The organism is Geobacillus sp. CCR, from assembly GCF_052906625.1.
This window is the reverse complement of record NZ_JBREBQ010000009.1, coordinates 14,374-32,916: the sequence shown is the minus strand read 5'-3', so window position 1 is coordinate 32,916 and position 18,543 is coordinate 14,374. Positions and strand designations below refer to the sequence as shown.

Here is an 18,543-nt window from a genome sequence, read left to right as displayed (position 1 = left end):
CTTATTTGATGTATGGCGTATTCCGCAATCCTGTGCGCCGAATGGAAGCCTCTACTTTCACTGTCACCGGAAGATGAGGGAAATAGCGGTCATCCCACTCTTTTTTGATTCTCTTCCATAAGAGGGGATCGGCGCGATGCACCGCCTCGCCAAAACCAAAAACATCGGTTTTTTCATGCTGGGCCGTTTCAATCGCCTGTTTCACTTCCCGTTCAATATCCCGGCCAATCGCCTTTTCCAATTGAAACAATAACCGGTAATCAGCCAAATTGATCGGGACGTACGTCTCACTGATATCCCCTTCTGTTTGAATGTGAACCAAAATCGAAGGCTGGCCGTTTTTCAATTTCACTTTTAACCCCGTTTTCACTCCCATCGTTCGATAACCAATCGCTTCTTTTTTTCCTTTCCAGGGGATCGTAATATTCGTTTGTTTGATTCGATCCAACACCCAAAGCACGCCTCGTTCCGTTGAGCCGTTCACCCAGCGAACAAGACGGTCTTTTTTAAATAACGCCAGTCCATCCAAGCTGATGCGAGCATCTGGCACAGAGGATTGAACGTTTGTTTGCCGTTTGCCCTGCTGTGAGTTTCCTTCAATGACAACACCCGTCACGACTGTATTTCTTCCTGAAGATGTCAAACCACGAATCGCCCACCAGACATCAGTGTTGATTGTCTGCCCCCAGGACATCTCGGAAAACTCCAACGTCTTAATAATTTGATTGGCGGAAATTTTGTCAATCGGTGTTAATACGCTTAACACCTCTTTCGCTGAGTGGCCATGAGCAATAACCAGCCGCGCTGTCGTCCGAAACTGGTGGCTCCGTTCCATCGCATCGAATACGCCATTCAACCCTTGGCGCGCCACTTCTTCGCCGATGACCACCAAGTTGGTATGAGCGTAATACAGGATGCGCGACAGCTTTTTCGAGGCTTTCCGGCTTGCCTCGACCAACGTGTCTCCGGTCGACGTATAAATGGAGACGGGCACGCCGCCCGCTCCGCCTCCTCGTTGGAGCGCCCCCGCAACGTTGCCCGGGTTGACGACTTGAAACGAGGCCAAATATCTGCCGTCTTTTGTTTTATCGAGGCCGACGGCAATGACAACGGCCAAATCGGTTAACTCTTTTTTACTCCAACAGCCAGCCAGCAGCACCGCACAAACAAAAAAGGACACAAACATGGCGATAGGTCGTTTCATGATCCATCCTCCTTTTCCCGGCGTGTTGGTGCCGGAGGCTTCGGTTTCTGATCCCCCGATTGGCGAATGATATTTTTCTGGTTAATCAGGCGCGGCCGCTCGCGGTACATCCATGTCGGAATCCGAAACAGGGTATCGCCTACATTGGTTGAAATAAATGGAGCAAGCGGCGACATGTATGGCATGCCAAACGAGCGCAAGCTGCATAAATGGAGAATCATGACCAGCAGACCCATTATAATGCCATAAAACCCGAACATCGCCGCTAAAAACATCAACCCAAAGCGGATGAGGCGGGCTGAGATGGCGATGGCAAACGACGGCGTTGCAAAGCTGGCAATCGCGGTGAGCGAGACAACGATGACCATGGCCGATGAAACGAAGCCGGCATTGATCGCCACCTCACCGATGACAAGCGCCCCGACAATCGACACCGCTTGCCCGACCGCACGCGGCAGCCGAATCCCCGCTTCGCGCAAAATCTCAAATGTCACTTCCATGATCAATGCCTCGACAAAAGCGGGAAACGGCACAGCCTCACGCTGGGCGGCAATGGCGATGACGAGCTGGGTCGGGATCATTTCTTGATGAAACGTCATCGCAGCAATATAAATAGAGGGCGCGACGAGCGAGAGAAAAAAAATCAACACGCGTAAAAAACGAAGAGCGGTCGCAATATCAAAACGGGCATAATAATCCTCCACCGCTTGAAAAAATTGGATAAACAAAGCCGGCACAATCAGGATAAACGGCGTCCCCTGAATCAAAATCGCAATCCGCCCCTCCAGCAAATTCGCCGCCACCACGTCGGGACGCTCGGTATGATAGATCGTCGGAAACGTCGTAAACGTTTGATCTTCGATTAATTGTTCAATATAACCAGACTCAAGCACGCTGTCCGTATCAATGCGGCGCAGGCGCGCTCTCACTTCCTCGATAACCTCGTCATTGGCAATGCCTTTGATGTACATGATCGCGACATCCGTTTGCGTCACGGTGCCGATTTGCATCGTTTCCAGCCAAAGATTGGGATTTTTAATGCGGCGGCGGATCATCGCGGTGTTTGCGCGCAACGACTCCGTAAATCCCTCGCGCGGCCCGCGGACGGCGAGTTGCGTCTGTGGCTCCTCGATTGCACGATATTGGCCGCCTTTGGTGCTGGCGCTGACAGCGGACGGCACCCCGTCCAACAAGATGATGGTCTCTCCGGAAAACAGCTCCAAAAACAGGTGTTCCCAATCGACGACATGCTTCACACCGCCCACCGCGGCCAACTTTTGTTCGATCCACGGAAACCATTCTTTTTCTGTTAATGACAGTGGAAATGACGCCTCCAGCAACGGCGTCAGCAAAAACTCGTACACATGTTTTTCGTCAACAAGGCCATCCACAAAGACGATGGCTGCTTTGATTTGCCTCTCTTGGCCCAGCGAAAACCGACGGATGACGACATCGCTGCTTTGTCCAGTCGTTTGGCGGATGATGTCAAGGTTGACGGCTAATTCAGCTGACATCGGCTCTTGCGGGACGTCCGCCGCCTCGCCGCTATGGTCCGGTCCTTCTTGTTTCACCCCGTCATTGATCTGCTTTTTTTGTCGGCCCATTCCCCATTGAAACAGCATGTTTTTCCTCCTCACTCCGCTTCCTTTTTATCCCTCATTATGGACACGAAATCGGGAGGACATACGCCCGTGCATCAGTTTTGAATCAATAGCAAAAACTAAAGAAAAACAGCAGGTGGAACACCATGAAACTAATTGTTGTTTGGCTGATGTTTGCCTTGCTCGCCATAGGAACGATGGTAAGCATGGATCAGTTGATGGGGATGACCTTGCATCAATCGTTGCATATCGTGCTGAACCCATTTCGAGTAATGAAGGCACCAGAACTGTTTATTTTCTCATTGTTCGTCCTTTCACTATTGCTCGATCTGTTGAACGTTTGGATGTGGAAACGAAAAAACAAAACGTCTTGACCAACAGCCGGGGGCAAAAAGAGGAAGGTGCCCCAAAAGCAACGGGACACCTTTTCTCTTCATCGGGCGTTACCTTTTCTGTATTTGCTCCCAATGATGCTGTTGTTGCAACCACTCGCGAACATGGGTGCTGTGTGAAGACAAGGGAACGGTAAACGAATCGCCGTCGCTTTGCAGCAATTCAATATTCCCCTGCCATGTGCTCCCCCCGCCGATGATGTCCTCCACCGGCTCATTCCACAAATCTTGTTTGAGCGCCTGGACAAACGACTCAATCTCCTTCGGCTCGGCAAGCACAACCTCTGCCCGCCCGGTTTCCACATTTCGGATCGTCACCTGACGGATCGGCGCATAGCCGCTTGGGCGAAGCAACAAATAATATTGCTGCTTATATTCTTTTGAGCCCATGATGCGCTGAAAATACGGCATGTACGGTTCAATCGGCACTACGTAGCGGCGGAGGAGGCGCGTGCCGTCTTTTAGCACATAGCCGATCACAACTGTCCGGATGTTGGCAAACCGAGGCGGCGACGGCTGATCGTGCACAAGCTGCTCATGGAACGCCCTTACTGCCTTGATGTTTTCTTGGCTGCGCAAAAACTGGTCAACCTCTTCAAATGAGCGGCCTATCATTTCAGGATGTTCAAAATTCATGGCCGATTGGCCGAAATATACTTGTTTGATGTCCGCCAGCGCCGGCACGCGCTGTTCGTAACCGAGGGGATCGAAATGAACAAGCAGGCAGATGACCCCCATCGCTCCCGCAAACGCGATATATCCTTTCCAACGGTGAAAGACGCGCCACGTTTTCGCAATCACCATCTGGGCAATGGCATACCCGATCAAGGAAAAGCTGATATAGCCGAATATCGTCCAGTTCCACTTGCTTTCTACGTTTCCGAAATAGAAACCGCCAACAAGCCAAGAACAAAATGCCACTCCATACACAAACAGCGGGCGAAGCACTGAAAAGGCGAGCGCCTGCCCGGCCGCTTCCGTCGGCCGCCGCTCGTACAGCCAAATGGACAAACTGAAAAATAGAAGCGACAACAGCAGCAACATCCCGATTTCTCCCGCACTCATCGCTTGATCCGTCAGCATCGCATAACGAATCGGCATCACCCACTGTTCCAGTTCGCTTGATAAATAGTACATATCCGGAAATCCGTATAATAATAGCGACAAGTTGCTAAACATAAGGACCATGATGCCGGCCGGAAAAACGAGAAAAGTGTTTGTCAACACAATATGAAGCACCGATTGGCCGACAAGCACCCCCATAACGATGCTAAAAGCAAAAATAACCGTTTCCATCACCAGCGTCTCACCGAACCAGCGCCCTACATCCGCCGCCCCAATCGGCCACGGGAGATCGAGCCCATACAGGCATCCAATGGCGGCCAAAGCGGTCACGGCAAGCGGCACAATTAAAAGCATCCAGCCAAATAGCACTTGCCCCACAAGCAGTTCGGTGCGGCGGATTGGCAAGCTATGGATGAAATCAGCCGACCGTTTCTCGTGCATGTAGCGAAGCACACCGGCCGCCGCCAAGATCGGGACAAGCCAAGCAATCAACGTCTCGAACCCGTTGGATATATAGTATACGTTCTTCCATTGCGGCACATTTCCGACTTTTGGATCATATTGCGAGTACGAAAGCCCAATCGGCAATACGATCGCCGCCAGCCATAACAGCAGATGAATGATGGCAATCCAGCCGATTTGGCGAACATTTTGCGTCCACATGGCGCGGTTAGCCGACAACCGTTTCGCGGACATCGACAACATCCCCCATTTCATACACAAAAATTTCTTCCAACGACAACGGCAAGACGTCAAGAATGAGCGGAGCAAACGAACTCACCGTCTCTTCGATGGATCGTTTCTCGCCGCGGACGACAAGAAGAACGATGCTGCCGCGCTCCTCGCGATGCACGATGTCAAGGCGTTCGGCCAACTCGCTCGGAAATCCGCCGCGAAACGCGACTTGAATTTTATGCATCCCGGCGCGCAGCTCGTTTAAATCGCGCTCCATCCGTACGGTCCCTTGCGCCATCAATCCGACGATGTCGCATAAATCTTCGAGCTCGCGCAAATTGTGCGACGAAATGACGACCGTCATCTCCCGTTCGGCCACTTCTTCTATGAGCAGCTGCTTCACATGACGGCGGACGAATGCATCGAGCCCATCAAGCGGCTCATCCATAATGAGCACATCCGGCTGGACGGAAAAGGCGAGCCAAAACGCCGCTTGGCGCTGCATGCCTTTGGAAAACTGCTGAATTTTTTGATCAACATCAAGCGAAAAAGCGGACCGCAATTCTGTAAACCGCCCGCGGCTGAACGACGGGTACAGTTGCTCGTAAAAATCCGCCATTTGCCGAATCGTCGCGTGCGGAAAAAAGTAGACAAAGTCCGGCAAAAACAAAAGGCGTTGCTTCACCCGGACATTTTCCCACACATCCTCCCCGTCCACTGTAATCGTTCCGCGATCTTGGCGGAGAATGCCGGCCATCATCTTTAGCAGCGTCGTTTTCCCGGCGCCGTTCGGGCCGAGCAACCCGTAAATCGATCCTTTTGGCACCATCATGTTCGCGCCCTTGACGGCCGCAAACCGATCAAACATTTTCGTCACGTCCACAAGTTGAATCACGATTCTCCCTCCTCTTTCTCCCCTTCTCGAATCCATTGCCATAACTGCTCATTTGTCACCCCTAAAAACCGTGCTTCCTTGACAAGGCGGACAAACTGCTCACGGACCGCAGCGACCGCCTCGATGTTTGGTTCTTTCGAGCGCGGGGCAACGAAGCTGCCTTTCCCTGGAATCGAATAAATCCAGCCGTCGCGTTCCAGTTCGCGGTACGCTTTTTGAATCGTATTTGGGTTGATCATCAGCTGTTTCGCCATCGTCCTGACCGATGGCAGCTGATCGTGCGGCTGCCATAGTTCGCGAACGATCATTTCTTTCATTTTGTCAATCAGTTGTTCGTAAATCGGCTGGCGGCTGCGGATATCAAGCTCAAACATCTCCCCTCCTCCTCTCATTGTCACAACCGTACTATAACCAATAGTACACATAAAACAGAAGAAAGGCAAGAGTTTTTTCCAAAATAAAGAAAGAATCCATCCCTGGATTCTTTCTTTCTCTCATTCCGACGTCGTCGACCGCCGCGTTGACCGTTGCCGCTCGGCAGGCTGATACGTCTGAACAAACAGCCCATCTCCTTCGAGCCACTCGGCGATCAACACGTCTTTTGGCGAGGCAATTCCTTGTTTTTGCAGTTTGGCGGCCAGCCATTGCTCCGTTTTCCCAAGCTCCGCTAATTCGTCTGCCAACAGCTGGCCATCCCGGATCAGCGTCACCGGGACATACACCGGGTGGGGCGGCAGACGGAAATCTTCACGCCGATCGTCAAATGAAGCCATTTCATGCTGCGCCCCCCTTGCATGCCGTTGATGTTCGCCCTTTCTTCCCTGTATTGTGCCCCCTGCCGCCTGAGAAGTTTCGCTGTTGGTTTGCCGTTGGAACGGATAAATTTCCCTGGACTGGAAACACTATCGTTTTAGAAAGCCAATCAGCGGCATTTCATCAGAAAAGAAGCCGGTTCAGCAAGGTTTCTGGAATCAGCAGCCTTTTGCCCTACATCCCCCGCCCTTTGGAGATTGCACGGAAAGAAAGGGATTCATGATGAACGGACAACCGCTTAGCGCCCTGCAATTGTTATTCATGATCATGCTGTCGGTCGGGCTGATGAATCATGTCATCATCATCCCCTTTATGCTTGAGGCCGCCCACCGCGATGCGTGGATCGCCGCCTTGGGAGCGTTGGGAGGTTTGCTCCTCTGGCTGCCGCTGCTTTATTTCACCATCCGACAACTGAACGGCGAGCGGCTGTTTGACTGGCTCAAGGCCCGGTTTTCGAGCGCGGCTGCTTATGCGGTGGCCGGTGTCAGCAGCGCATTCTTGCTTCTTCATAGTTTTGTCACGTTAAACGATACGGTCACGTTTACCACCACCTCTTATTTGACGGCGACGCCGAGATGGGCGCTGATTTTGGTCATCGTGGCCGTTTGTTTTTATAACTCGTACCAAGGCATCGACTCGATTGCCAACACTTCCATGATCATTTGCCCGTTCGTCATCGTGTTTGGTTTTTTCGTTATGCTCTCGACCACGCCTCATAAAGATTATTCACTGCTCAGATCAACGCTTGAACATGGTGTTGGACCTGTGCTCAACGGCATGATGTACGCCGGAGCGGGATATGTGGAAGTGATCGTTCTATTGTTTCTCTCCCATCGCCTGCCTCGCCCATTTTCATGGAAGGCGCTTGCCGCCATCGCTGTTTTCACAGCCGGGCTGAGCATCGGGCCGACGATTGGCGCCATCACCGAATTTGGCCCCGAGCAGGCGACGCGCCTTCGCTATCCGGCGTTTGAGCAATGGCGGATGGTCAGTTTAGGGACGTACATTGAGCATGTGGACTTTCTGTCGGTCTATCAATGGCTGTCCGGCGCCTTTATCCGCATCTCCTTATCGACAGCGCTGATTGTGGAATTGTTTCCGATCCGCCATCCGCAAACCCGCCGTTGGGTGCTCATTGTCCTCTACTTGGCGATCACATTGGCGGCGCTGGCGCCGGTCAGCGATGAACAGTTTTTGCATTTTGTCAAACATGGGGTGCTGCCGGCATCGCTGCTGTTTAGTCTTGCGCTGTCCGTTGTGTTAAGTGGTTTCGCTTTGTTGGCATACCGAAAAAAGAAAAGAGGGATGACATGATGAAACGACCCATGCGCGCCGCCGAAGGCAAGCGGTTGAAAGACGATTACACAGGGCTCGAGACCGTCATCATCTCCGAAGAGGCGTTGCGCACGATGTACGCCAAATGCCCTGACGTCATCATGACGGAAGCCGCGATTCCATCCTCTTTGCCTGACGGCTCGGCGGCTGTGGTGCACTTGCTGTTTATTTATTGTGAAGAACTGTGCGATACGCAAATGCTGCAAAAGGCCATTTATCCGATGTTCCGCGAGCTGTGCGAACACCATCCATGCTTTTCGGCCGCCGACATCGAGGCCCGCAAACCGGCGGCGCTTGAGTATATGGGAAAAGAAGTGCGGATCGATGATCTCAACTTCAAGCTGTTTAGCGGTGATTTGCTCATTTATTTTCACGAAGCCGATGTCTTGTACACGATGCCGCTCGCCAGCCCGCCCAACCGCGATCCGGAAGAGCCGAACACGGAAGTATCGATCCGTGGACCCAAAGATGGATTTATTGAAGAAATCAGCAAAAACGTGGCGCTCATCCGCAAGCGGCTGCGCTCGCACCGGCTCGTCTATGAACCGTTTGTCATCGGCACGCGCAGCCAGACAAAAGTCGGGCTCCTTTATGTCGATGATATTGCCAACACGACCATCATCGATGAGGTGAGAAGCCGTCTGCTCAGTTTGTACATCGACTCGGTGACAAGCACCAATCAAATTGAGGAGTGGTTGTCTGACACCCGGTTTTCTTTGTTCCCGATGTTCGGTTATACCGGGCGGCCCGATTTTGCCGTCAATTCGCTCCTCAACGGCCGTTTTATCATCTTGGTCGACGGGGCGCCGACCGCCTTGATCGGCCCGGGCAATTTAACGTTTTTGCTGAACACGTCGGAAGATAACAACACGTTTTTCTTGTTTGTCGTATTTCAGCGCCTGCTTCGGCTCGTCGGCACTTCGGTCGCCATTTATTTGCCGGGCGCCTGGGTCGCCTTGACCTCCTTCCATCCGGACCAGCTTCCGTTCACCTTGCTGGCGACGCTCATTTTGTCGCGCCAAGGAGTGCCGCTTCCAGTGCCGCTGGAGATGTTTGTGATGATGATTTTGTTTGAGGTGTTTAAGGAAGCCGGGATGCGTCTGCCAATCGCCATCGGGCAGACGCTGTCCGTCGTCGGCGGCTTAATCATCGGCCAGGCGGCGATCAACGCGGGGCTTGCCGCCCCGGCCACACTCGTCATCGCCGCCATTTCCGTCATCTCGACATTCACGCTCGTCAACCAAAACATGGCCGGCAGCGTCACCTTGCTGCGGTTTATTGTCTTGACGGCTTCCACCGTTCTTGGCCTGTTTGGCTTCATTCTGTCGCTGTTTTTCATCTTGACTTATGCGGTCAACTTGCGCACCTGCGGCGTTCCGTACTTGACGCCGCTGGCGCCGCCCTCAAAAGATATCGGGAAAGTATTTATCCCAAGTACATGGAAACAGTTCCGCACGCGCGACCGCATTGTGCGCCCAAATGATCTCATTGCGAAAGAGAGGAAACAAAAATGAGGAAGCGGCTCTTTCCCATCATCGCTTCCGTCATCTTGCTCAGCGGCTGTTGGGACACGCGCAACATCGATCACATTGTGTATATTCATGCCATTGGGGTGGATTATAAAGATGGTCAAGTGGTCGCCTACGTTCAGCTGGTTGGTTTCACCGCCCTCGCCAAAGTCGAGGCCGGAGGCGGCAAAGAGAAAGCGGCCGTTTCCATCGGCAAAGCCGCTGGCGAAACGTTTAATATCGCGACCGACAAAATCTATCCTTCCATTCAACAAAGGGTGTCATGGGGCCATGTAAAAAGCATTGTCTTTACGAAACGGGCCTTGCAAAAAGGCATCGTGGCCGATGTGATCGACGTGCTGAACCGTTACAACGAAATTCGCCATACAGCATGGGTGTACGCCACCGATGAGCCGCTGTCCGAGCTGTTTGAAGCGACGCCGTTGTTGAACGCTTCCTCGTATTATTCGCTGTTGTCCAATCCGGAAGAAATCTTTCAACAAAGTTCGTTTATCCGCCCGATCCGGCTCAGCCGGCTGATTGTCGATATGGATGAAAAAGCCGATACAGCAAGGCTTCCTTATTTAACGCTCGACCGCCGGCGCTGGATCGAAAATAAAAAGCCGAAACCGATGCTCGCTGTTTCCGGCGTGTGTTTTGTCCACCATTACAGCCTGCAGCAATGTGTCCGCCGTTCCGATCTAGAGGGACTTCGCTGGCTCGAACACGACATTCGCCGCACCCCGATTTATGTCAAACAAAAAGGGAAAACGGTCGCCTCTCTTGTCGTCCGGGAACCGAAAACGAAATGGTCGGTCAAAGTGAAGGATGGAGAGCCCGCTTTTGATGTCCAAGTGCAGGCGCAAGGCGCCATCATCGAACTGCGCAAACCGCTCTCGCGAAAACAACTGACCAAACTGGCGGAACAAACGGTGAAGCAGGAGATCCGCCGCTTGTATGAACTTGGCAAGAAGCAGCAGATCGATATATTGAATCTGTCGGAGCAGCTGTATCGCCAGCGTCCGGATATTTGGAAACAACATCAGTCCAATGGCCTCATCCCGCTCGGCAACAACACGCTGTCCGTGAGCGTCAAGCTCGCGATCGGGGCATCCGGAAAAGAAAAGTTGAATTACCGGGCCGGTGATTGAAAATACAATAGGATCAAGTATAATTAGGAATATTAGATATATTTTGAACAGGGGAGAACGATGAACACCCATACAGAGCGAACGAGCGCCGCAAGAATGACCGTCTACCCGATTTTGTTCGCCATCAGCCTCGGCCACTTTTTGAACGATGCGATGCAAGCGGTCATCCCGGCGCTCTTTCCGATTTTGCGCTCGACAATGGAGCTGTCGTATGCGCAAATCGGCTGGGTCGCCTTTGCCTTGAACATGACATCATCTGTCATGCAACCGGCTGCTTCCGAACCATGTCGGCATGGCGTCCGGACTCATCGTCGGCCTGGCGTTTGGCATGGGGGCGCTCGGCGCGGTCGTGCTCGGCAAAATCGCCGACTTGTCGTCGCTCGGCACATGAATGGGGCTTTGCAGCGTGCTGCCGCTCTTTGGCGCCTTGGCGGTTTGGCTGCCGAAAGACCGGACATAGCCAATGCATATTTTTCTTTCAATCTCTTTTCGCTATAATGGAAGGTGATAAGGTCCATTCAGTTAGGAGATTTTTCGTATGGCGGGTTTATACATTAACCAGCACGTCCTGAACAACTTATTTTATATTTTAGTCACGATCTTTGCCTTTTCGTTTATTTATGACCATAGTCGAGCGATCCGGCAGCGCCCGCTCTATGGCCAGGCGCTGCTTGGGGCTTGTTTGGCGTTGGCGGCCGTTTTGTGCATGAAATTTCCGATTTACATTGATCCGCTGTGCGTCCATGATTTCCGGCAAATTCCGTTTTTGCTTGGGACATTGTATGGCGGCGGCGCGGTCGGGGCGGTGCTGTTTGTTGTCTTGATGCTGGCACGCACCGTTTTGTACGGATTTCAGCCGCTCACGTTGATCGTTTACGCCATCATGTTTGCCATAGCGGCGGCCGCTTCGCCGCTGTTTCGCAAGCTGCCGCAGCCGAGCAAGCTCGTTATGTCGCTTTGGCTGACGTTTTTGCTCGCGGTGCTGACGACATTTGTCGCCGTGATTGTTGCTGATTTTCCGGTAACGAAGCCATATATCGTGTATTTTATTATGATGCCGCCGTTCGTCATGATGTTCGCTGTCTATTTGATGGAGACGCTTCATGAGGCGCAGCTCGCTCGGGCAGAGCTGATGAAGATGGAAAAAATGCAGATCGTCAGCCAAATGGCGGCCAGCATTTCCCATGAAATCCGCAACCCGCTCACCGTCGTCAAAGGATTCATCCAGCTGCTGCAAACTGGTCGGCTGCCGCGCGAAACCGAAGAGCGGTACATTCGCATCGCCTTAGAGGAACTCGAGCGGGCGGAAGCCATCATCCGCGACTATTTGACGTTTGCCAAACCGGCGCCAAAAGAGACCGAGCCGATTGATGTCGCCACCCAGCTTCAGAAAGTGCTGCAAATGATTACGCCAATGGCGCATATGCATTCGATCCATGTATCCTCTTCCCTCGAACATGGTGTCGTCATCGGAAACGTACAATATTTCCAACAGTGTTTTCTCAACTTGTTGAAAAACAGCATTGAGGCGATGCCGAACGGCGGCACGCTCCATGTTGCGGCCGAGAACCGGGGGGCATCAGTCGTCATCACCATTTCCGACAACGGCGTTGGCATGACGAAAGAACAAGTGCGCCGCTTCGGCGAGCCATACTTCAGCACAAAAGAAAAAGGCACTGGGCTTGGTGCGATGGTCGCCGTCAAAATCATCGAACAAATGGGAGGAACGTGGACGATCGAAAGCGCCGTACAAAAAGGGACGACGTTGACGATCACGCTGCCGGCAAGCCGGTTGCGGCCGCCGACGGCGGAACAAAGCGCCGCCGGCTGATCGAAAAAACGGATGCCCTGTTTCGGACATCCGTTTTTTCTTGGCTATTGGCGCGATCACTTGACTTCCTCAAAATAATCTTTGTAAAACCCGCCGACTTTTCCGCTGTTGTCGATGACAAAATAAAACTCGTCCGTTTCGCTTTTCACTTCATATACTTTGCCCGGCGTCAACACATTGCTGACCATGTACTTTTCCGCGTTCGTGTGAACGCACTTTACTTTTTTGATCGTCGGCCGGGTCGCCCATGTGTGATGAATCATGGCGTCATCCCCTTATCTAGATGGTGTTCTCTTTTTTATTGTAGCGGGACGGCGCGCCGGCTGCAACTTGGAATTCCCGCTTCCTGCCAAACAGCGATGCCAATGATTGGCTGCAACAGGGGATCATGCTATCATGAGGATGTACCGACGATTCTGAAAGGGGAGAATTCGATGTTTTTGCCTTCGTTTCGCTTGGACGGAAAAACGGCGTTAGTGACGGGAGCCGGACGCGGCATCGGCCGGGCGATCGCGATCGGGTTCGCTGAAGCCGGGGCCGATGTGGCGCTCATCGCCCGCACGGAAGCTGATTTGCAAGAAACGGCAAGCCATATCGAACAGTTCGGCCGGAAAGCGTACATATATCCGCTTGATGTCATCGACCGGAAAGCCGTGCATGACGCCGTCGCCAATGTCAAACAACAAGCCGGATCACTTGATATCGTTGTCAACAACGCTGGCATGAACATCCGCACCCCGGCTTTGGATGTGACGGATCATGAGTGGGAAACGATTATGAACACCAACTTAAAGTCGGCGTTTCTCGTCTCACAAGAAGCCGGTCGCGTCATGAAAGAACAAAAGCAAGGCGGAAACATCATCAACATCGCTTCCGTCGCCGGCCATGTCGCCTTGCGCACCGGGGTTGTGTATGCGGCGACAAAAGCGGCGCTCATCCAAATGACGAAAGTGCTGGCGTTTGAGTGGGGGCGCTACGGCATACGCGTCAACGCGATCGGCCCATGGTATTTCCGGACGCCGCTCACCAAAACGCTGCTTGAGGACGAAGCGTATGTGAACGACATTTTGGCCGTCACGCCGCTCAAGCGGATTGGCGAGCTGCCTGAGCTCGTCGGCCCGGCTGTGTTCCTCGCCTCCGATGCGTCAAGCTATATAACCGGCCAAACGCTATTCGTCGATGGCGGCATGACGATCCACGGCTTTTGAGTAAAACACGCCTTGATGACGCACCCTATAAACGCAGCAGTCCATATCCACAAGGGGGTACCAATGATGGATGAGCAAGAAAGCAAACGGCAATTTCAAGACGATCTGGACCAATACCGAATGGACAACGTCATACACGCCCCGAAGCACTATGTGTACCAAGTCGGCTACGAAGCATCAAGCGGCAACCCGACCGGCGGCCATCGAGACGCGAAAAAAACGCGCGAATGGCCGCACAGCTAGACCGGGAAGGAACTCCCTTTCCGGTTTTTTTGGCTGGCCGATCTCCCCGCTTTGTATAGGCGGCGATCGTTGGGAAAAGAACTTCCTTCGCAATTTTTTGATGAATTCTCTTGCCCCTATAACCAGAGCCCGTCGAATCTGCGGCTGCGCCTTCAGCCTAAGGTGGAGCCAACAACCGCCCGTTATGGCTCATCGCGCACACCCTCAAATTCGATGATGCGCCCGCACGGCTCAACCATCGTTTCGCCGTTCGTTTCCACTTCGCGGAAAATCGGTTGCTCGATGCGGCGGACAGGGCGGTAGCCTTCCTGTTTCATTCGCTCTAAACAGGCGGCGATCGTTTCCCCTTCCGCTACAGTAAACCGTTTTTTCTTCATCGCTTTCCTGGCCAAAGAGGCGCGACCTCCCTCCTACCACTAGAAATGTTGACATATCAAGGCTTCACGGCCTTTCCTTATAACTATTGTACCCCAAAAAAGAAGCCGGATCGCTTCATCCGGTTCAGCATGTTTTCTGCACATATTTTCGGTACAGCCCGTACAGCTCCGTCGCCTTGTACGTTTCAATTTTTTTCCGTCCAACCGGATGACGGGCGATGCCCGCCTTTTTCAACTCAGCCACAAGCCATCCTTTCGAGCCGAAATGCGCCATGGGCGCTCCCCCTCCTTTTTCGTGCGGCTTGTCTTTATATATATGCGCCCAAACAAAGGTTGAGAACGCCTTTGGCAACAGCTTATTCATGCTTGCCGCCATGCCCTTTTCCGTGCTTTTTTTCTTTTTTCTCTTTTTTGTTTTTTCCTTTTTCATGGCCGGGCGTACGCGGTTTTTCCTTCACCTTTGGCGGCACGGATTCAGGCGCCTTTGGCTCACGTTTTTTGTGTTCTCGTTCCGCTTGTTTCACAAGCGGCAGCGAGAAGCGGACGACAGGCTCGTCGGCCAGCGCTTTTTCCATCATATGGCGGAAAATGATGGCCGCCGTTTCCCCGCTCGTCGTCGTCAAATAATGTGTTTCGTCCGGCCGGTCATAGCCGAGCCAAAGCGCACCGACCAGCTGCGGCGTATAGCCGACCATCCATTGGTCTTTCACCCCGTCGATGCCGGGGATCGTCATTTCGGTCGACCCGGTTTTGCCCGCAAGCTCCCGCCCCGGGATGGCAGCGCGCTTCCCGGTCCCTTCGCGGATGACGCCTTCGAGCAAAAACGTCATTTGCTGCGCCACTTTCTTGGACGTGACAACCGTTCGCCGCGGCTTCCACTCCGCTACCTTGCGGCCGTAAGCATCAACGATTTTTGTAATGAGATGGCCGTCCAAACGGACGCCGTCATTGGCGAATACGGCGTACGCTTCCGCCATCTCGAGCGGCGAGACGCCGCGGGACATGCCGCCGAGCGCGATGCCGAGCTGGCGGTCCTCTTTTTCCAACGGCAAACCAAACCGGTGCAGCGCCTCCATCCCTTTGTCAAGGCCGATTTCGTTTAACAGCCAGACGGCCGGCACATTGAGCGAATGGATGATCGCCTCATACATCGTCACCGTGCCGCGGTGCGTGTGGTCGTAGTTTTGCGGGCGGTAGCCGCCGAGATTAAGCGGCTCGTCTTTGAGCAGCGAAAACGGCCCGTACCCTTGTTCGAGCGCCGGCGTGTACACGGCGAGCGGCTTGAGCGTTGACCCCGGTTGACGCCTGAGCTCTGTGGCGCGATTGAAACCGCGGAACACATGGCGGCCGCGGCCGCCGACAAGCGCCTTCACCCCGCCCGTTTTCGGGTCGAGCAGCACTGCTCCGCTTTGGACAGGCACACCGTCCGGGCTTGATGGAAACAGCGAATCATTCGCATACACGGCTTCAAGCGCTTGTTGCATGTTCGGGTCAAGCTCCGTGTAAATGCGGAGCCCCCCGGAAAGGACATCGCTTTGCGTCAGGCCGTATTGTGCAATCGCTTCGTGGATTAGTTCATCGACGTAGTACGGATATTTTCCGGCATACGGGTCGCGTTTTGGTTCCTGTTGAATGGCAATGTGCTCGTTTTTCGCGGCGATCCACTCTTGATCATCGATATAGCCTTGTTCTTTCATGAGCGACAAGACGACATTGCGCCGGGCGACCGCCTTATCGTAATGACGGACCGGCGATAAAGCGGACGGTGCTTTGATGAGACCAGCCAACATGGCGGATTCGCTTAGCGTCAACTCAGAAACGTCTTTGCCAAAGTACGTTTTCGCCGCGCTGGCCACCCCCCACGCCCCCGCACCGAAATAAATGCGATTGATGTACATTTCTAAAATTTCTTGTTTGCTGTACGTGCGCTCAATTTTTTGTGCGATCAACCATTCCTTCCATTTGCGTGTCAACGTTTTTTCATTCGTTAAAAAGACGTTTTTCGCCAGCTGTTGAGTGATCGTGCTGCCGCCCTCGACCCACGCCCCGGCGCGAATGTTGCGCCACATCGCGCGCAAAAGCCCATAATAATCGACGCCATCATGCTCGTAAAAGCGGCGGTCTTCCGTCGCGACGATGGCCTCAAGAAAATAGTTGGGCACCCTGTCGATCGGCACTTCTTCGATGTTTGCCGCCGCGAGCTTGCTCGCGATGCGGCCGTGTTCATCATAAATGATTGTCGCTGCCGGCAACGGTGTTTCCAAGGCGGCAATGTTTTGTCGATCAATCGCCCACTCGAGCGCAGCAACAACGGCGGCCAAAGCCAAGGCGGCGACAACGAGCGCCTGCAGCCAACACCGTCTTCGTCTTGTTTGTCTCATTTGCTGCCTGCTTTGCGCCTCCACAATGTTCCCCCCTGTCTCTTCGTCACGATTATACGATTCGCAGCCGGCCGCCCGTTTTCGTCTCTTTTCCATGGCTCAAAACAAAAAAGAAGCGGCCGTGTGCGCCGCTTCCCTTGTTTACGCCGATGGCGATTTCTGCTTTTTTCCTTTTAAGAAAAACGCCATGACGAGCGCCACCACCGTTAAGCCAGTAGCGACGAAAAAGGCGTCGTTGATCCCCTCGACCGTTGACCGTTGCTGCACAAGTCCATACAACAGCTGAGCGATCGCCTCATCACTTGGGATGGCCTGTTTCAGTTGGCCGACAAGGCTCATGAACAACGGATTGTTTTCCGTCATTTCATTGCGATAAGCTTCCACATGGAATTTCGTCCGGTTGGACATGATCGTCACCAAGAACGCCGTCCCGAGCGAAGCAGCCACTTGACGAATCGTATTCGACATCGCCGTGCCGTGGCTGTACAAATGGCGCGGCAAGGCGTTCAACCCTTCGGTCATAATCGGCATCCCGAGCATCGACATGCCGAACATGCGGAAAATGTAAAGCCAAATCAACTGGCTGTATGGCGTATCCATCGTCAGCTTGCTGAATTCCCACGTCGTCACGGCGGTGATGATCAAGCCAACGATAGCGAGCATCCGCGCGCCGATGCGGTCAAACACCCAACCAGAGATCGGCGACATCACCGCCATGACGATCGCCCCCGGCAGCAACAGCAAACCGGCATCGAGCGGCGTAAAGCCGCGCAAGTTTTGCAAATACACCGGAAGCAAGACCATGGCGGCAAACATCGCCATGTTAATGACCGAACCGATGACGGTCGCCAACGTAAACACTGGGTAGCGGAACACACGGAAATTGAGCACCGGATGCTCCGAGCGCAGCGAACGCCATGTGAACATGATGAGGAACAAGGCGCCGATGACAAGCGAAACAACGACTTCCGTCTCGCCCCATCCTTTGCTTCCGGCCTCGCTGAAGCCATACAGAACGCCGCCAAACCCGATCGTGGAGTAGACCGCCCCTTGCACGTCCAGCACTGGATTGCCTTTACGCGGCGTATGTTTCAGCCAGACGGAGGCAAGCACAATGTCTAAAATCGCGATCGGCAACACGACGTAAAACAACAGCCGCCATGTATAATGTTCAACGATCCAGCCAGACAGCGTCGGCCCGACCGCCGGCGCAAACATCATGGCGATTCCGACCGTTCCCATGGCCACCCCGCGGCGTTCCGGCGGGAAAATCGACAACATAATGACCATCATCAGCTGCATAATAATGCCGGCCCCGACCGCTTGTGTCAACCGCCCCGTGAGCATGACGGCAAACGACGGAGCGATCGAGCAGACAAACGCGCCGATGGCGAAAAACGACATGCCCGATAAAAACAACCGTTTCGCTGGAAACTTGGCGATTAAAAACGGGCTGATCGGGATGAGCACTCCGTTGACGAGCATATAGCCGGTCACGAGCCATTGAATCGTCGACGTTTCCACGTTGAAATCTTGCATCATATGCGGCAAGGCGACGTTGATCAACGTTTGATTCAAAATGGCGACAAACGCACCAAGCATGACCGTCGCCACAACCTTGCCGCGGCTGCCGATATCCCCAAGGCCGCCTTGACCGGCTGGAGCGGCCGGACGCCCATCCGTTCCTGTCGACGGCTCTGCTTTCGTTTCCGCTAACGGTTGAGCGTTGGCTTCCGCCGCTTCATCTGCCGCCTTCACCGCGGCTGAAGCCGGCTTGCGGCGGCGCAGCGCGATGTTGACCGCCGCCAAGACCAAAACGGCAAACACAATATAACCAATGACAAATGCTGTCATCCTCAATCAC

General features: G+C 53.5%; 18 protein-coding genes and 1 pseudogene. 8 read left to right on the top strand and 11 right to left on the bottom strand.

The window, feature by feature from the left end:
- Position 1: 1 nt before the first annotated feature.
- Complete coding sequence (locus ACVBDQ_RS06520; protein WP_446663105.1) at positions 2-1,204, bottom strand: Ger(x)C family spore germination protein; 1,203 nt, start codon at positions 1,202-1,204, stop codon at positions 2-4.
- A complete protein-coding gene (locus tag ACVBDQ_RS06515) occupies positions 1,201-2,826 on the bottom strand; it encodes a spore germination protein (protein ID WP_446663104.1) in 1,626 nt (541 codons plus the stop codon). Before ACVBDQ_RS06515 ends, ACVBDQ_RS06520 begins: the two co-directional genes overlap by 4 nt.
- Before the next feature lie 125 nt (positions 2,827-2,951).
- Here ACVBDQ_RS06515 and ACVBDQ_RS06510 point away from each other — a divergent pair, with 125 nt between their 5' ends.
- Entirely contained in the window at positions 2,952-3,179 is a 228-nt protein-coding gene (locus tag ACVBDQ_RS06510) for a hypothetical protein (protein WP_021322398.1), read from the top strand.
- A 69-nt stretch (positions 3,180-3,248) separates the two neighbouring features.
- Here ACVBDQ_RS06510 and ACVBDQ_RS06505 read toward each other — a convergent pair whose 3' ends face one another.
- The 4 genes from ACVBDQ_RS06505 to ACVBDQ_RS06490 all read right to left on the bottom strand — a co-directional run bounded on the left by ACVBDQ_RS06505 (position 3,249) and on the right by ACVBDQ_RS06490 (position 6,605).
- Positions 3,249-4,958, bottom strand: a complete 1,710-nt coding sequence (locus ACVBDQ_RS06505; protein WP_307896056.1) for an ABC transporter permease — start codon at positions 4,956-4,958, stop codon at positions 3,249-3,251.
- Complete coding sequence (locus ACVBDQ_RS06500) at positions 4,933-5,832, bottom strand: ABC transporter ATP-binding protein (RefSeq protein WP_014195739.1); 900 nt, start codon at positions 5,830-5,832, stop codon at positions 4,933-4,935. The genes ACVBDQ_RS06505 and ACVBDQ_RS06500 overlap by 26 nt, the downstream gene beginning before the upstream one ends.
- Positions 5,829-6,206, bottom strand: coding sequence for a GntR family transcriptional regulator (locus ACVBDQ_RS06495; RefSeq protein ID WP_446663103.1), 378 nt, complete (start codon positions 6,204-6,206; stop codon positions 5,829-5,831). The genes ACVBDQ_RS06500 and ACVBDQ_RS06495 overlap by 4 nt, the downstream gene beginning before the upstream one ends.
- Positions 6,207-6,326: 120 nt before the next feature.
- The gene (locus ACVBDQ_RS06490; RefSeq protein WP_446663102.1) at positions 6,327-6,605 is read right to left on the bottom strand and encodes a YetF domain-containing protein; all 279 of its coding nucleotides are present in this window, start codon (positions 6,603-6,605) and stop codon (positions 6,327-6,329) included.
- Positions 6,606-6,867: 262 nt separating this feature from the next.
- Here ACVBDQ_RS06490 and ACVBDQ_RS06485 point away from each other — a divergent pair, with 262 nt between their 5' ends.
- The 5 genes and pseudogenes from ACVBDQ_RS06485 (at position 6,868) to ACVBDQ_RS06465 (ending at position 12,470) form a co-directional block, all read left to right on the top strand.
- The gene (locus ACVBDQ_RS06485) at positions 6,868-7,959 is read left to right on the top strand and encodes a GerAB/ArcD/ProY family transporter (RefSeq protein ID WP_446663101.1); all 1,092 of its coding nucleotides are present in this window, start codon (positions 6,868-6,870) and stop codon (positions 7,957-7,959) included.
- On the top strand, positions 7,959-9,494 hold the full coding sequence (locus tag ACVBDQ_RS06480; protein WP_031212974.1) for a spore germination protein: 1,536 nt from the start codon (positions 7,959-7,961) through the stop codon (positions 9,492-9,494). The genes ACVBDQ_RS06485 and ACVBDQ_RS06480 overlap by 1 nt, the downstream gene beginning before the upstream one ends.
- A complete protein-coding gene (locus ACVBDQ_RS06475) occupies positions 9,491-10,639 on the top strand; it encodes a Ger(x)C family spore germination protein (RefSeq protein ID WP_023634240.1) in 1,149 nt (382 codons plus the stop codon). The genes ACVBDQ_RS06480 and ACVBDQ_RS06475 overlap by 4 nt, the downstream gene beginning before the upstream one ends.
- A 60-nt stretch (positions 10,640-10,699) precedes the next feature.
- Positions 10,700-10,909: pseudogene (locus ACVBDQ_RS06470) on the top strand (hypothetical protein); the annotation flags it as partial.
- Positions 10,910-11,177: 268 nt separating this feature from the next.
- Positions 11,178-12,470 carry a sensor histidine kinase gene (locus tag ACVBDQ_RS06465; protein ID WP_015374753.1) on the top strand — a complete coding sequence of 431 codons (1,293 nt, stop codon included), beginning with the start codon at positions 11,178-11,180 and terminating at the stop codon, positions 12,468-12,470.
- 56 nt (positions 12,471-12,526) lie between these two features.
- On the opposite strand, the gene ACVBDQ_RS06460 is transcribed toward ACVBDQ_RS06465, so the two are convergent.
- Complete coding sequence (locus ACVBDQ_RS06460; protein ID WP_011231108.1) at positions 12,527-12,733, bottom strand: DUF6501 family protein; 207 nt, start codon at positions 12,731-12,733, stop codon at positions 12,527-12,529.
- Between the two features lie 171 nt (positions 12,734-12,904).
- Between ACVBDQ_RS06460 and ACVBDQ_RS06455 the strand changes: the two genes are divergently transcribed.
- Positions 12,905-13,678 carry an SDR family NAD(P)-dependent oxidoreductase gene (locus ACVBDQ_RS06455; RefSeq protein WP_011231107.1) on the top strand — a complete coding sequence of 258 codons (774 nt, stop codon included), beginning with the start codon at positions 12,905-12,907 and terminating at the stop codon, positions 13,676-13,678.
- Between the two features lie 66 nt (positions 13,679-13,744).
- Positions 13,745-13,921: a hypothetical protein gene (locus tag ACVBDQ_RS06450; protein ID WP_173400022.1), complete on the top strand. Its 177-nt coding sequence runs from the start codon at positions 13,745-13,747 to the stop codon at positions 13,919-13,921.
- 182 nt (positions 13,922-14,103) lie between these two features.
- Here the strand turns inward: ACVBDQ_RS06450 and ACVBDQ_RS06445 are convergent, their stop codons facing one another.
- From ACVBDQ_RS06445 to ACVBDQ_RS06430, 4 genes are all read right to left on the bottom strand, one after another.
- Positions 14,104-14,298 (bottom strand): NETI motif-containing protein, encoded by a 195-nt coding sequence (locus tag ACVBDQ_RS06445; protein ID WP_044733126.1) that lies wholly within the window; start codon positions 14,296-14,298, stop codon positions 14,104-14,106.
- A 124-nt stretch (positions 14,299-14,422) separates the two neighbouring features.
- Positions 14,423-14,572 (bottom strand): YflJ family protein, encoded by a 150-nt coding sequence (locus tag ACVBDQ_RS06440; protein WP_075261895.1) that lies wholly within the window; start codon positions 14,570-14,572, stop codon positions 14,423-14,425.
- Positions 14,573-14,654: 82 nt separating this feature from the next.
- A complete protein-coding gene (locus tag ACVBDQ_RS06435; RefSeq protein ID WP_042379521.1) occupies positions 14,655-16,703 on the bottom strand; it encodes a transglycosylase domain-containing protein in 2,049 nt (682 codons plus the stop codon).
- A gap of 117 nt (positions 16,704-16,820) precedes the next feature.
- Positions 16,821-18,533 (bottom strand): DHA2 family efflux MFS transporter permease subunit, encoded by a 1,713-nt coding sequence (locus tag ACVBDQ_RS06430; protein ID WP_062898600.1) that lies wholly within the window; start codon positions 18,531-18,533, stop codon positions 16,821-16,823.
- Positions 18,534-18,543 lie beyond the last annotated feature (10 nt).